At 36.2% G+C, this 14,103-nt stretch carries 10 protein-coding genes; 3 read left to right on the forward strand and 7 right to left on the reverse strand.

The window, feature by feature from the left end; genetic code table 11:
- Positions 1-11: 11 nt before the first annotated feature.
- Both IGJ03_RS08505 and IGJ03_RS08510 read right to left on the reverse strand, forming a co-directional pair.
- Positions 12-935, reverse strand: coding sequence for a carbohydrate ABC transporter permease (locus tag IGJ03_RS08505; protein WP_002359877.1), 924 nt, complete (start codon positions 933-935; stop codon positions 12-14).
- Between the two features lie 11 nt (positions 936-946).
- On the reverse strand, positions 947-1,903 hold the full coding sequence (locus IGJ03_RS08510) for an ABC transporter permease (protein WP_002356852.1): 957 nt from the start codon (positions 1,901-1,903) through the stop codon (positions 947-949).
- Positions 1,904-2,254: 351 nt separating this feature from the next.
- Between IGJ03_RS08510 and IGJ03_RS08515 the strand changes: the two genes are divergently transcribed.
- Positions 2,255-2,842, forward strand: coding sequence for a CPBP family intramembrane glutamic endopeptidase (locus IGJ03_RS08515; RefSeq protein ID WP_002400588.1), 588 nt, complete (start codon positions 2,255-2,257; stop codon positions 2,840-2,842).
- A gap of 63 nt (positions 2,843-2,905) precedes the next feature.
- Here IGJ03_RS08515 and IGJ03_RS08520 read toward each other — a convergent pair whose 3' ends face one another.
- The gene (locus IGJ03_RS08520) at positions 2,906-3,721 is read right to left on the reverse strand and encodes a MerR family transcriptional regulator (RefSeq protein WP_025187256.1); all 816 of its coding nucleotides are present in this window, start codon (positions 3,719-3,721) and stop codon (positions 2,906-2,908) included.
- Between the two features lie 66 nt (positions 3,722-3,787).
- Between IGJ03_RS08520 and IGJ03_RS08525 the strand changes: the two genes are divergently transcribed.
- Together IGJ03_RS08525 and IGJ03_RS08530 are read left to right on the forward strand one after the other, a co-directional pair.
- On the forward strand, positions 3,788-5,515 hold the full coding sequence (locus tag IGJ03_RS08525) for an ABC transporter ATP-binding protein (protein WP_438711118.1): 1,728 nt from the start codon (positions 3,788-3,790) through the stop codon (positions 5,513-5,515).
- Between the two features lie 52 nt (positions 5,516-5,567).
- On the forward strand, positions 5,568-7,346 hold the full coding sequence (locus IGJ03_RS08530) for an ABC transporter ATP-binding protein (protein ID WP_002374418.1): 1,779 nt from the start codon (positions 5,568-5,570) through the stop codon (positions 7,344-7,346).
- Between the two features lie 53 nt (positions 7,347-7,399).
- Here the strand turns inward: IGJ03_RS08530 and trpS are convergent, their stop codons facing one another.
- From trpS to IGJ03_RS08550, 4 genes are all read right to left on the reverse strand, one after another.
- Entirely contained in the window at positions 7,400-8,404 is a 1,005-nt protein-coding gene (gene trpS / locus IGJ03_RS08535) for a tryptophan--tRNA ligase (RefSeq protein WP_002356846.1), read from the reverse strand.
- Positions 8,405-8,565: 161 nt separating this feature from the next.
- Complete coding sequence (locus IGJ03_RS08540; protein WP_375804608.1) at positions 8,566-12,345, reverse strand: Ig-like domain-containing protein; 3,780 nt, start codon at positions 12,343-12,345, stop codon at positions 8,566-8,568.
- Positions 12,346-12,355: 10 nt separating this feature from the next.
- On the reverse strand, positions 12,356-13,324 hold the full coding sequence (locus tag IGJ03_RS08545) for a hypothetical protein (RefSeq protein ID WP_085444104.1): 969 nt from the start codon (positions 13,322-13,324) through the stop codon (positions 12,356-12,358).
- A 100-nt stretch (positions 13,325-13,424) separates the two neighbouring features.
- On the reverse strand, positions 13,425-14,096 hold the full coding sequence (locus tag IGJ03_RS08550) for a hypothetical protein (protein ID WP_002389246.1): 672 nt from the start codon (positions 14,094-14,096) through the stop codon (positions 13,425-13,427).
- Between the last annotated feature and the right edge of the window lie 7 nt (positions 14,097-14,103).

The following is a 14,103-nucleotide window of genomic DNA, read 5'->3' on the forward strand; positions in this document are numbered from 1 at the left end:
CCTGTACAATTTTATTCTTTCACGCCGCCGATTGTTAAACCACCCACGAAATATTTTTGGAAAAATGGGTAAGTTAACGCAATTGGTAACGTAGATAAGACAACAATCGCCATTCGAGCCGATTCACTTGGTAGAACGCCTAACCCTTCTTGTGCTGCTGCACCCATATCCGTACTTCTTGATAAGAACTCTAAGTTGTTTTGAATTTTCATCAATAAATACTGTAATGGTACCAAGGTATCTTTTTGAATGTAAAGTAACGCATTGAACCAATCGTTCCAATAACCTAAAGCCGCAAATAAACTAATTGTGGCAATCCCTGGAACGGCTAGTGGTAACACAATGCTGACAAAAATGCGCATTTCACTTGCGCCATCAATACGTGCCGATTCAATAATACTGTCAGGCACGGTTTTCTTGAAAAACGTTCGCATCACTAAAATATTAAATGGTCCTAAAGCTAAAGGCAAAATTAACGCCCAAATTGTATCTTTCAATTGCAATAAGTTTGTCATTACTAAATAGTTCGCAACCATCCCTGGTGAAAATAACATTGTAATTAACGCAAACAATGTAAAGAATTTTTTAAATGGAAAGTTGGAACGAGAAATGACATAGGCATATAATGACGTCATTGTTGCATTGACAATCGTCCCTGTCACCGTAATGAAGACCGTTACCCCTAAGGCATGAATAATGCGTTGACTCATTGCCCCTTGGAAAATGTAACGATAGGCCTCCAATGAAAATTCTTTTGGCCAAAACCGGTAGCCGTTTGCTGCTAATGATCCTTCACTTGTCAATGAAATCATAATAACAAAGAAAAACGGAACCACACAGGAAATAGCAAAAATCGCAATGACAATATTGAAAATCAAATTCGCTGTCGGGTTGAAGGATCGAACGTTAACGCTAGTGACTTTTTTCTTTTTCATAATCCTTCCTCCTAAAATAGTGCTGAATCTGGTTCAATTCGACGAACAACTAAATTCGCAATTAATAACAAACATGCCCCAACGACAGATTGATATAACGCTGCAGCTGCCGTCATGCCTACATCACCAGTAGCCGTTAAGCCATTGTAAATATAGGTATCTAACACACTTGTCACGTTGTAAAGCGCACCTGAATTTCTTGGTACGATGTAGAACAAACCAAAGTCTGCTCTGAAGATACCGCCGATGTTTAAAATTAATAAAACAGACATCATTGGTAAAATTTGTGGAATCGTAACATTTTTTATTTGTTGCCATTTGTTGGCACCATCTACCATCGCTGCTTCATAGTATGTCGGATCAATCCCCATCACAGAAGCATAGTAGATAATACTGTTGTAGCCTAGACTCTTCCAAACATTTAGGAAGACAAAAATTACTGGCCACCAACGTGGATCTGCATACCAGTTAATCATTGTGCCGCCATTACCAGTAATCCATTGATTCAAAATCCCTTTGTCTGGACTTAAAAAGGCATAAACAAAATAGTTAATAACCATCCAAGATAAGAAATATGGTAGCAATGACATCGTGTGATAAACTTTAACTAAGCGACGATTTCTTAATTCACTCATAATAATAGCAAAAGCAATCGCGAAGAATAAGTTAAAGGCTAAAAAGACGACATTGTACAAAATGGTGTTTCTAGTAATTAACCAAGCATCTTTTGACGCAAATAAAAATTTAAAGTTTTCAAAACCAACCCAAGGACTTTCTCTTAGACTAGCTAAGAAACCATCTGGTGAAATATGAAAATCTTTAAATGCGACCACATTGGCTAAGACTGGTATATAGAAGAAAAATATAAACCAGATAAATCCTGGTAACGCCATAAGGATTAAGGCCTTATAACGCCATACATTTTGAAAAAACCCGTTTTTCTTCTTCATTCGTTTCGCTCCTTTCATAAATATAATAGCGTTTTCATAATATCTTTTTAAGGAACAAATTATAGGATTTGAGAAACAAATTATAGATTTTGTGTCATTTTAAGCTAAAAATTTACCGAATTGACCGTTCTTTGTGAAAACGTTTATCTAATATTTTTTTTATAACCTCTTAAGAACATTAAAAATAATTGGATAAATTCCACTCATAAAGCGGTTTCACTTGTGCGTATTTGTTGTATAAAAGCTGAGAACTTGTTATTTTCACAAAGGATATTATCTAATTATTTTTGAGGAGGACTATTTTTGAATTTTATCCGTAAAAACACTAGAGCAATTAGTTTAATTGTGGTATATTTTTTCACAGTTTTAATGCAAGCTGGTTCTTTATTATTATTAGCTATTTCACTGTTATTTGATAATAATTTAGTAGAATCATCTTTTGCAAATCTCGTAACAGGTTTAACTATTACTGCTATTGTGGGAATAGTTTTATTTTGGAAAGAAATCGTTGCTGGGTTCGACTATTTTAAAGAAGAGACTCTTTGGCGTATTTTTAGCATTTTCTTATGGGTGGGGCTGATTTTTTTAGTCGATGTTATTATTCAAAAAATCATGAGTAATAATCTAATTGCTAATCAACAAGATGTTCTCTCATTTGGTGCACAAGTCCCATTGCTTGTTACTCTATTTTTCTTAGCAATCGTGGGGCCAATTGCTGAAGAACTAGTTTTTCGGCAAGTATTAATGAATTGTTTATCGGAAACAATTGGTATAGCCTGTGCAACTATGATTTCAATTTTTTTATTCACCTTTATGCACACACAACAGCCCCTTGATTTTCTCATTTATCTGCCAGGAGCTATTTTATTATCTGCAGCTTACTTAAAATCAAATCGTTCGCTTGTATTTGTTATGGCTATTCACATTGTTAATAATATGTTGGGTTTCTTGTTATAAATAAAAAAAGGAACTAGCTTAGCTACATTTGCTATTGCTAGTTCCTTCTTTGTTTCAATTACTTCACTTTTCCCCTAAAATTTCAATCCAACCATAATAATATTCAATATATTGGTTTTCCTCTTCTAGTTGTGTCAAGATATGTTCCCCGACAACGATGCCTGTTTCAAATCCTTGTTTTGCTAAACGCTTTTTTACTTCTTCGATATTATTCAAACGGGTATCTTGTGTATTGACTTTTAAAATAAAGCCTTTGTATTGGCTACTTGATTCTTTGAGCCAAATCACTTTATCTAAACTTTTTTTATTCACATGATTTGCCAAACAAATCCCATACGTCAGTTCATTGGATTCACTTAAATCCCCGTAAATACCTAAAGTTGAAATGTGTTCCATGTAAACTTTCATCTCTTCTGGATCCTCAATATCAACAACAACAATTTTATCAAAAGGAATTGGTTCATCTGAAAAAACCAATGTTTCTAAATCAATTAACGCATGTAAATGTAATTTTCTTTTCTTGATTTCTTTGTATTTATGTTGAAGCCTTTTTATTTCTTGCCCCAGTTGTTCTTCTGTTGCTTCCATGGTGGCATAGAGATCGGTAGGTGTCTTTTTATATAAATTCAACATATCTTTGATAGGAATCCCCATTTTTCGATAAAAATCAATATCATATATTTTGAACAAATCTTCTAAATCAAAGGTTCGATATCCGTTTTCTTCATTGCGTGTTGTACTAATCAACCCTTGCTCGTCCCAATAACGAATCGTGGACTTAGGGATATTTAACAACTCAGAAACATCTTTTATTGTGTAATTTTTTTCCATCCTGTTCCCTCCATCAAAAAGTTTAGCATTTCTACTGTTGACATTCAAGTTACTTGAACGTGTACAATGACTCTTTGTAACAGCTAAAACGGTATTGTTTAAGGAGGAAATTTCATGAAATTAATGAAAGAGTTTATTAAAGAAAATAAATGGATTGTTCTTGCGACAACTTTAACCATCTGTTTGCAAATCGCAGGAACCCTTGGCGTCCCTAAATTAGTTGGCAAGTTGATTGATGTGGGCATCGTTAGCGGTGACCAACAAGTAATTAAAACGATTGGCATACAAATGTTTCTTGTGGCATTCATTGGAACAATTGCCGCAATTATTTCTAGCTATTTGTCTGCTTTAGTAGCTGCTAAATTTGGTTTTCAAGTTAGAGGATTGTTCTTTAAAAAATTTCAACAATTCTCGATGAAAAATATTGATAAGTTTGGTTCAAATTCTTTGCTAACTAGAATGACCAACGATGTAGATAATGTTCAAACAATGATTGTGCTATTTTGCCAATTAATCTTTCCAGCGCCTATTATTAGTTTATTTGCCTTAGTGATGACATTTTCTTATTCAGTTTCACTCGCTTGGGTAACATTGGCTTCCATCGTATTTTACTTAGTCGTTGTTTATTTTTTAATGAAAAAAGGTACCCCTTTATCTTTAAAAATTCAACCAAAAATGGATCGAATTACTACGACTTTACGAGAGTTCTTTACTGGAATTAATATGATTCGTGCGTTCAATAATCAAGACTTTGAAGAGCAGCGAACCAATCAAACATTTAAAAATTATGCTGAACGCATGAGTAAAGTGAATCAAATCTTTGCTTGGATTACTCCCGTTGCCTTTTTATTAATGGGCGTTGTGTACGCCTCTATTTTGTGGTTTGGCGGTAATTTAGTTGCAATAGGCACCCTACAAATTGGCACCGTTACAGCTGTGATTGAATATACCCTTCTAACTTTGGCCTACTTAATGATCGCGGCTATGGTATTAGTTGTCATTCCACGGTCCGTTGCTTCCTTGAATCGCTTGCAAGAAGTTTTGTCAGAAGAAATTGAAATTAGCGATCCTCACACTGAAGCAACCATTGCTTATCATCCTGAGAAAGCCTTGATTTGCTTCGATCACGTCACGTTTCAATACACAGAAACAGCTGATCCTGTTTTAGAAAATGTTAGTTTTGTTATTCCTAAAGGAAAAACAACGGCGATTGTTGGTGCAACTGGCGCTGGTAAAAGTACTTTAGTTAAGTTACTTTTACGAATAAATGATGTCACAGCCGGCACGATTAGCTATTCTGGCACAGATATCCGCTCATTATCTCAGCAAACGATTCGCCAAGTCATCAGTTATGTGCCACAAAAAGCCTTTCTTTTCAGTGGGACAATCTTATCAAACTTATTAATGGGAAATGCCAAAGCAACTACAGAAGAAATAAGAACGGCACTAGAAATTTCACAATCTTCTGAATTTATCGATTCCTTACCGCAAGGGATTGAAAGTTTCGTAGCACAAGGCGGGTCCAACTATTCTGGTGGTCAAAAACAAAGAATGTGTATTGCACGAGCCTTAATCAAACCGGCAGACGTTTATATTTTCGATGATAGCTTTTCCGCATTAGATTACAAAACTGACGCCGCTCTACGTGCCGCTTTACATGCACAAATGTCGGACAAAACTTTACTCATTGTTGCTCAACGGTTAAGTACAATCATGAACGCTGACAACATTATCGTCCTAGATGAAGGAAGGATTGTTGGTCAAGGCACCCACGCTGATTTACTTACCACTAATAGCTATTACCAAGACTTTGCTAAATCGCAAGGTATCTTACCCAAGTAATTAAAGAAAGGATGTGACTGCTTGAAAGAAAGTTTTCTTTTCAAGCCATACAATGAAAAAAACAATGAATCTTCAAAGCTTTAAACGTTTCTGGAAAATGATTAAACCTGAGCATCCAATCTTTTATGGTCTAATGATCTGCAGTTTAATTGGAAACTTATTAATTGTTGCCATGACCTATATTATGGCAATCGGGATTGATAACCTCTTAGAAGCTATCAAGCGTGTCGGGCTCAAAGGTATGACACTTCCTTTAGTTGAAGAAGCGCTCTTAGGTCCCGTCTTACTTTTAATTCTCTTTTCAATCATTAGTAGTATCACTTCTTTTATTCAGGAACGAGCAATGGCTTCTTTAAGCGAACGGGTTACTTTAAGAATTAGAAAAGAAGTGACAAAAAAGTTTAAAACTTTACCAATGGCCTTCTTTGACAATCACCAAGTGGGCGATATCATTAGTCGTTCAACAACTGGCTTAAACCAATTGTCACAAGTTCTTTTAACAGGCATCAACCAATTTTTCACTTCCGTCGTGACTATCCTTTTTGCAGGAATCATGTTGTTCTATATTGATGCAAAATTAACCATTTTAGTGTTGCTGCTAATTGGCGGCAGTACTTTCATGACGACAAAAATTGCGAATAAAAACAAGGTGTTTGCTGATCAAAGTCAAGCTGAATTAGGTCAATTAAATAATAAGATGGAAGAATATTTAGCAGGAAATTTGGTCACAAAAACCTTTAATCAACAGCAAAATGCTGAAAAAACAATTGATGCTGTTAATCAACAACATTATCGTGCCTTTAAAAAAGCACAGTTTCTAAATTTTGCGATTTATCCAGCTATTCGTTTTATTAATCAGTTGGCTTTTATTATCAGTGCTATCTTAGGCGCAATGCTCGTTTTATCTGGTGGTATTACGATTGGTTTCTTGCAAGCGTATTTGCAATATATCAACCAAATTTCTGAGCCGATTTCTACCGCTTCTTATGTCATTAACTCAATTCAAGCAGCGATGGCTTCCATTGATCGGATTTTTGTTATCTTAGATGAAGCTGATGAACAGCCAGAAGCAACTCATTTAGAAACTATTTCTTCTCCTAAAGGAGCCATTGAATTTAAAAATGTTCAATTTGGCTACACACCAGAAAAAATTTTAATGAAGAATGTTGATTTTTCTGTTCAACCGAAAAAAACAGTGGCCATTGTAGGACCCACCGGCGCTGGTAAAACAACATTAGTCAACTTATTAATGCGTTTCTATGAAATAAATCAAGGTGCCATTACTTTTGATGGGATTGATATTACGAAACTTTCTCGACAAAATCTAAGAAATTTATTTGGCATGGTTTTACAAAACACTTGGCTATTTGAAGGAACCGTAGCAGATAATATTGCCTATGGAAAAAAAGATGCTTCTCGTGAAGAAATAATTGAAGCAGCTAAAATTGCTCAATGTGATCATTTTATTCGGACCCTTCCTCAAGGATATGACACAATTATTTCTAGCGAAAATGGTGCATTATCACAAGGGCAACAACAGTTATTAACCATCGCCCGAATCATTTTAGCAAATCCGCCCGTTGTTATTCTCGATGAAGCAACTTCGAGTGTGGACACACGAACAGAAGCCCATATTCAAAAAGCGATGGAAACTGTCACAGAAAATCGAACAAGCTTCGTTATCGCTCATCGATTATCCACAATTGAAAATGCTGATTTAATTTTAGTGATGAAAAATGGCGATATTATTGAAAAAGGAACGCATCAGGAACTATTACAAGCTCCGACTCTTTACGCCAGCTTATATAATAGTCAATTTCAAACCACTTAAAAAGAACTGGAACAAGTCATTCTTCTTTTGACTTGTTCCAGTTCTTTTATTGCTTAGAAATATTGAATTCCCATCGCTTTTTTGACTTCTGTTAAGGTTTGTGCTGCCACTTTTTCAGCAGCAAGACTTCCTTTATGCAACATTTCCATAATCGCTTCTGGATTTTTAGCCAGCTCTTCACGACGTCGACGAATCGGTGCGAGTTCTTCTTCTAGGACATCAATTAAGTAACGTTTAATTTTCACATCTCCTAAACCGCCATGACGATAGTGCTCTTTTAATTCTTCAATATATTCTTTCTCTTTCCCAAAGACATCCAAGTAAGTAAAGACCATATTTCCTTCAACTTGTCCTGGGTCCTCTATACGAATATGATTTGGATCGGTATACATACTCATTACTTTTTTCTGTACCACTTCAGCTGGATCTGAAAGATAAATACCATTGCCTAAAGACTTACTCATTTTTCCGTTGCCATCAATTCCTGGCAAGCGTCCCATGCCTTTTGGTGGTAACACAGCTTCCGGTCTAACTAAAACTTCACCGTACGTCTGATTAAAACTATGCACAATTTCTTGCGCTTGTTCCAACATTGGTTTTTGGTCTTCCCCAACTGGGACTAAGTTCGCTTGAAAGGCAGTAATATCAGCAGCTTGTGAAACGGGATAAATAAAGAATCCTGTCGGAACACCTTCCCCAAATTTTTTTTGCTCAATTTCTGCTTTGACCGTTGGATTCCGACGAACACGTGACGTGGTCACTAAATTTAGATAGTACATTGTTAATTCAGCTAACTGTGGAATTTGCGATTGGATAAAAATTGTTGTTTTCGTAGGGTCTAAACCAACTGCTAAATAGTCCAAAGCAACTTCTAAAACATTGGCTGAAACTTTTTCGGGATTTTTTGCATTATCTGTCAATGCTTGTAAATCTGCAATCATGACAAATAATTGATTTGTAGGGTCTGCTTGCATTTCTACTCGTTTTTTTAAGGAACCTACGTAATGTCCTAGGTGCAATTTACCAGTTGGACGATCACCTGTTAAGATAGTATTCATTGTCTACACACCTTTATCGTTTACTTTCATTTATTATTTTACCTTGTTTTAAAAAGAATGAATAGTAGGCAATAGAATATTTATTGATTCTAGATAATCGAAGAGACTAGAAAGATTGCAAGGTACAGCAATTCTTGTTCCAATCTCTTCAAACAGTTCGTTTATTTTGTGACTTTAATTGAAAATTGTGCAGTCACTACCGGTAAAACTTTGCTTGTTACTTTGATTTGATAATTTCCTGCAGCAGTCGTTGCTTCTGTCCTAATCAGACCGTTTTCATCTACACTTACTGTATTGCCAGCATCTGGTGTAACCAACTCATACGTTACTTGCGAGCTCCAAGCATCCGTTTCTGTGTGCGGCGCTTGACCAATCACTTTAGATTGAATTTGATAATTTTCGCCTGATTTTATAGTGGCTGTTTCTGTAGCAAATTGAATTCTTTCAGGAATCGCATGAGTTTGCACGACTTGGAAGATTTTTCGTTCATCGGGATTCGCAATTCCTATTTTTTCTTCTACTGCAGCAGGGAACTGGTAAGTACCTGGCGGGCTACTTGGCGAATAATTACTAACATCGTCATCCCAAGAAATAACCTTCAATTTCGTTTCGCTACCATCATCTAATTTTGCAATTACTTCAGTTGGCAAATTCAGTTCGCCTCGCGAGGTGCCTGTTAGTCGATCCAGCGTAGGCAATTCCTTGAATCCAACAATATGTTTAGCGGTGACTTTTACATTGGCAATAATTGGCATTGAGACACCTGCTGCTCGTCCTACAACAGTGAATGTTCCTTCTTTTTGATAAGAAGATGCTGGAACTTCTGACCAATTGACAGTCACTTCTCGTTGTGAACCATCCGAATAAAAAATAGTTGTTTTTTCTGGTAGATTAGGGGCTTGACCCGCTTCTGTCGTGACCTCAATCGACTCATGTTTGACTTCGAAAACATTCGATAAAACAATTTTAGGAGCTAAACTATCCTCTGTTAGCTGTTGACCAGTTGGCAAGGTCAATTTGCCTGCTAAAAAGTCTTGATAGGCCTTTTGTGCGCCTTCTTTTGAAAAAGCATCAAACCCAGCATTATCAGAATCATAACCAGGCAAACGACTGTCTGTAATCGCTAATAAGAAACTTAACTTGGCTGGAATTTTCTCACCACTTTGAATTAGCTTCCGTAGATAGTTACTAATATCGATAGAGATTGTATTTTGATTATTCATAATTGAACTATTTGTAAAAGATTGTCGAGCAATAAATTCTTCATTTGGTACATTTAAATTATTTGGGCCATTGTTCCAAGTAATGGTGTTACTCATCCAATTAGTATCTGTTCCATAAACATCTACTTGGAACTGCGTATTTTTCAAACGTTCATCATTTGTATTTCCAGCACCATTCCACGCATCATAACGCATCACATTTAATTCTAAATTGGCACTTTTTAGTGATTGATAGTTCTTCAATTCTTGTGTATCAATTTCAACGTAAATCCGGCGATTATACCCCGCAGAACTAGCATTTTTTAATTTTAATGCGTAATTGCCCGTATAGTTTACTCCATAAGGATATTTATAGGCGTCTCCTGAACTAATGGCAGCAGTACCGCCTGCTATAGCAGAGTATGCTCGGTTACCATCACTCTTTTGAACATAGGCAGTTTGAGCTGTTTTTAGTTTAACGGTATCTTTTCCTTCACCAAGTTCACCCTCAAAAGAGACCTTGGCTGTTACTTTGACAGCATCTATCGGTAAGCCGATAACTGTTGCTGCAACTTCAACTGTGCCTGCTGTATTAATTTTTTCTTGAGGGATTGCTTCCCATTGTAACTTAAATTCTTTTTTGCCTGTCGCAACCACTTCTTCATTAACGACTTCTTCGTACGTTAATTCAACTTGCTCTGGCAAATTAGGATACACACCTGTTGCCGAACTAATTTCTAACACTTGATTTTGATAACGAATACTTTTTTCAATTGTGGATGCTTGTTGCGCACCAATATCTAAAACTTTATTTTTCAAGCTATTTCCAAAGAAGTCTTCGGCCGCACTGTTCACTTCCGACAAGCCTTTACCAATCGCTGGAGAGGTTTCTTTTAACTGGAACATTTGTGCTCGCTGACGTAAGCGTTCTTTAGAAGTAAATTCAACCACATTATCTTTTGTTGGTTTCAATGTCGTAAATTCTTGCTCTGCCAACTCTTTCACTTTTTCAGGGTTATCTGTGATTTCTAATTGTGGTTTTTCAAAAATGTTTCCACTTGATACTAATTTTTCAACAGTTGCACCACTTTTTTCTGTAGCAATTTCTTTTGGCCAAATAACATTATTTTTGAAATATTTTTCTGGATTATCGACCATTTTACGTTCAATTGGTTGTGTCCCATTTGTTGGATAATTAGATAAGAATTTTAATTGTCCGGTACCTTCTTTGTATAAAATATTATTGTAAAAATTGGCTACTGTACCACTGTTGTCAGAACTATTTCCTTCACCAAATAATGATGTTGAAATGCCGTCGCCAACATAAATCGTATTATTGTGGATAGTTGGCATTGCCGCTCCATCATTTTTCACCCAATAATGGAAAATACTTTGTTCTTTATAATTGTAGCCACCAGCTCCGCCTGGATTGTCTTTACCTGTTCCTCGGTTACCACCGCCGTCATTAGCTGAGATATTGTACCGAATAACCGAATTTTTTTGATCAGACATAAGCAATAAAAAGCCGCCAGTATTATGATGTGAATAGTTATATTGATAAATAACATTGTTTGACTGCATGTCCACATCATAAGCTTCGGCATCGTTAAATCCATATTTGATTCCGTATACTTCGTTATATTGGAACAGTCCGTCATCTACAGACATTGCCCAAACGCCCGCGTAATTTTGTGTACCATAATCGGCATTGCACATTCGGACAGCAACATTTCCTTCGACGACACCGCCACTTTTGGATTCTGACAAGACAATTCCGTCGCCAGCAATATCTTCTAAATAGTTATTACGAATCGTAATATTAGAAAACGTTTTGTAGAAAGTGTTGCCTCTTGAGGTATCTGAATCAGCTTTTGTTCGAATTCCTTCAAGTCCCACTCGTTGAATCACATTATTTTCAATCAAAATATCATTAAATCCAGTCGTTGTTCGATGATCATTGGCTGCTGTTACTACATTGCCATTCTCATCAAACCAACTTCCTAAAACAATAATTCCACCTACCGCTTTTAATCGTTTGGTTGCAGTATTCCCACTTAGATTCAAATAATATTCTGTTTGAACATCATGAACATAGTTATTCCTTATCGTGACACTATTGAACGTTCGATTTTGTTCATATCCTAGGACTAATATCCCCGCTCTTTGAGCATCTCCTGGTTTCTTATAGCCTTCGAGATTATCTAGCTCTGGTGTATTTGTCACTTCTAAGTTTGAAATATCCCAATATTCTTGGTTCACTAACTGCACAGCCCCTGAGATTGCACGTTTGAAAGTCCCTGTGCTGTAGGTGCCACCACCGTTAATAATCGGACGCCGTGTTGTTTCAAAAATGGTTTCTCCTTTGTCATTCGTATCATAAAAATCAATGACAATCTTTTGTGCCGCTGTCCCATTCCCTTTTGGATGCAACAATTGGTTATTCCAGGTACTTTGCGCATTCAGCAGAAGATGGTCGCCTGGCTGAAACTCCGTCTGATTCACTTTTTCAAAATCACGCCAAGCACTGGCTGGAGACTGCCCATCATTGGCATTATTTCCTCCTTCCCCATCCACATAGTAGGTCGTCCCATTTTGAGCGACACCTACTGAACGAAAAAGTAACGGTTGATCACTCACTGTTTCCCCATAAGCAGGAAGACTAAATAATTGAAGCTGGGAAAAAACAAACAAAATAGAAAGGAAAATGGTTACACTTTTAAAATACGCTTTTTTTCTCATTTTCTGCTCCTTAACTGTTTTTATTTTGATAATTTTGAAAAAACTTTTCTCTGTCTTTCTCCAACAAGTCTACTTTGGTTGCTTGTTGATACGTAGCTAATTTCTCTTTGTAGCATGTGTTGATATAGGCATTTTTGCCAAATTGTGGTGCTTCTTCAAACTGTAAAAGTTGCCCTCCTTCCTTATTAAAAATATAAAAGTATTGGTTTTCGTGGTATCCTTTCACCACGGTACCAACAGCTTTTTCACTAAGAATCTCCCCAACAGACAACGAATAAATATCCTCTTTTTGGATTTCTGCACTCTTCAATTGATACGATTCAATAACAAGATTAGGTAATTTATTTTGCCACTCCAATAACGTCTCCTCATAAGATAGATTCGGAGAGATTGCTTCGGTTATTTTTTCTAATTCTGCTTGCTTACCTGAAAAAGTTGGAATTTCAATTGCTTCAACAAAGTAATCGGTCTTTTTATATTTATCATCCAATTGCTCAAAGGCCTGCCGCAATTCTTTTTGCGTTGGCTTTTCTTTCTCCATTAATTTCTCTTTTATTTGGTCCTGTAATTGTTGATCTTTTGCATCTAAAAATTGCCAGAGCGTTAAACTGCTCTTTTGGTCTTGCCATTCTTTTTTTTCTTGCCCAAATGTTTGTGAGTGGGCTATTTCTAACTCCGTTGCCAGCTGTTTAATCATTTTATGTTGTACTAAATCCTCCGTTGCAACCTTCAGTAGTTCCTGAGTGGGTGATTTTCCGTTATACGTTTTGCGCCAGAAGTTTTTCCCAAACGAAGTTAAATTATTCTGATCAGAGAATTGCTTCGCTACACGATTCATATTTTTATCGCCATAAACAATTAATTCTTCGACTTGGATTGCTTCGTTATTAATCATACTTTGCTGGCTGGTAGTAAAAATAACGAGCACAAAAATAGCACCTATCAAAAAGCTACTTAAAATAATTATTTTTTTCTTCATTCGTTCGCTCCCTCCACTTTAATACACAAGGCAAGAACAAAATAAGCAACCCCACCTTCATTCATTTTCCTGAAAATCGAGATTACTTATTAGGTAAAAATTATTTATTCTTTTTTTGCTTTTCATGCAATTTCCCAGTATTTAAATAAATAATCCCTAGGAAAAGGACAGGGGTTACAACAAACCCAAACTGTGGCTTCAAAAACATCATTGCAAACATTGAGAATAGTAAAAAAACATTTAGACAGCTGACATACCATTTCCGCAGTCCATAGTAAACAGAAATCCGAAACACATCTTTAAAAGAAGCTTGCGGGTTTCGTACTTGAAAATACCAAGCATTCAGCATAATAGCTAACCCAAAAATTAACAGGAGGACCATCAATGGAATAAACCATTTACCAATCGTTGTTTTGGCAAAAAAGAATATATCTGTCACACTGATGATGCTACTTCCTAAGCCTAGCAAGCTGATAAGAAAGCCTCTTAACCCAAACTGACGAAACTTTTGGAAAAAAGTTTTAAATGGATCCAGCTCCTTTTCTTCTTTAAAAGTATCGATTAAGCCTAAAAGTGCAATCATCCCTGCCCCCATCGGCAGCAACGTTACTACAAAAAGTGGGAGGTTTCGTGGATCAATGTCTAAGCTAATCACCGCTATGAAAAAAGGAATGTTCACTAAGAGAAGCCCTAGATTACCGATAAATAAAATGTAAAGCCAGCGAAAAATTTTCATATAAATATTATTATCAAAGGTTTGCTTAGTAAACATTCAAACT

The organism is Enterococcus sp. DIV1315a (genome assembly GCF_051712325.1).
Lineage (GTDB): Bacteria > Bacillota > Bacilli > Lactobacillales > Enterococcaceae > Enterococcus > Enterococcus faecalis.

Excerpts from the sequence above, each read along its gene's own strand:
- IGJ03_RS08510 (WP_002356852.1), bottom strand. The coding sequence starts at position 1,903 with ATGAAAGGAGCGAAACGAATGAAGAAGAAAAACGGGTTTTTTCAAAAT.
- IGJ03_RS08525 (WP_438711118.1), top strand. The coding sequence starts at position 3,788 with ATGAAATTAATGAAAGAGTTTATTAAAGAAAATAAATGGATTGTTCTT.
- IGJ03_RS08545 (WP_085444104.1), bottom strand. The coding sequence starts at position 13,324 with ATGAAGAAAAAAATAATTATTTTAAGTAGCTTTTTGATAGGTGCTATT.
- IGJ03_RS08530 (WP_002374418.1), top strand. The coding sequence starts at position 5,568 with ATGAAAAAAACAATGAATCTTCAAAGCTTTAAACGTTTCTGGAAAATG.
- trpS (WP_002356846.1), bottom strand. The coding sequence starts at position 8,404 with ATGAATACTATCTTAACAGGTGATCGTCCAACTGGTAAATTGCACCTA.
- IGJ03_RS08515 (WP_002400588.1), top strand. The coding sequence starts at position 2,255 with ATGCAAGCTGGTTCTTTATTATTATTAGCTATTTCACTGTTATTTGAT.
- IGJ03_RS08540 (WP_375804608.1), bottom strand. The coding sequence starts at position 12,345 with ATGAGAAAAAAAGCGTATTTTAAAAGTGTAACCATTTTCCTTTCTATT.
- IGJ03_RS08505 (WP_002359877.1), bottom strand. The coding sequence starts at position 935 with ATGAAAAAGAAAAAAGTCACTAGCGTTAACGTTCGATCCTTCAACCCG.
- IGJ03_RS08550 (WP_002389246.1), bottom strand. The coding sequence starts at position 14,096 with ATGTTTACTAAGCAAACCTTTGATAATAATATTTATATGAAAATTTTT.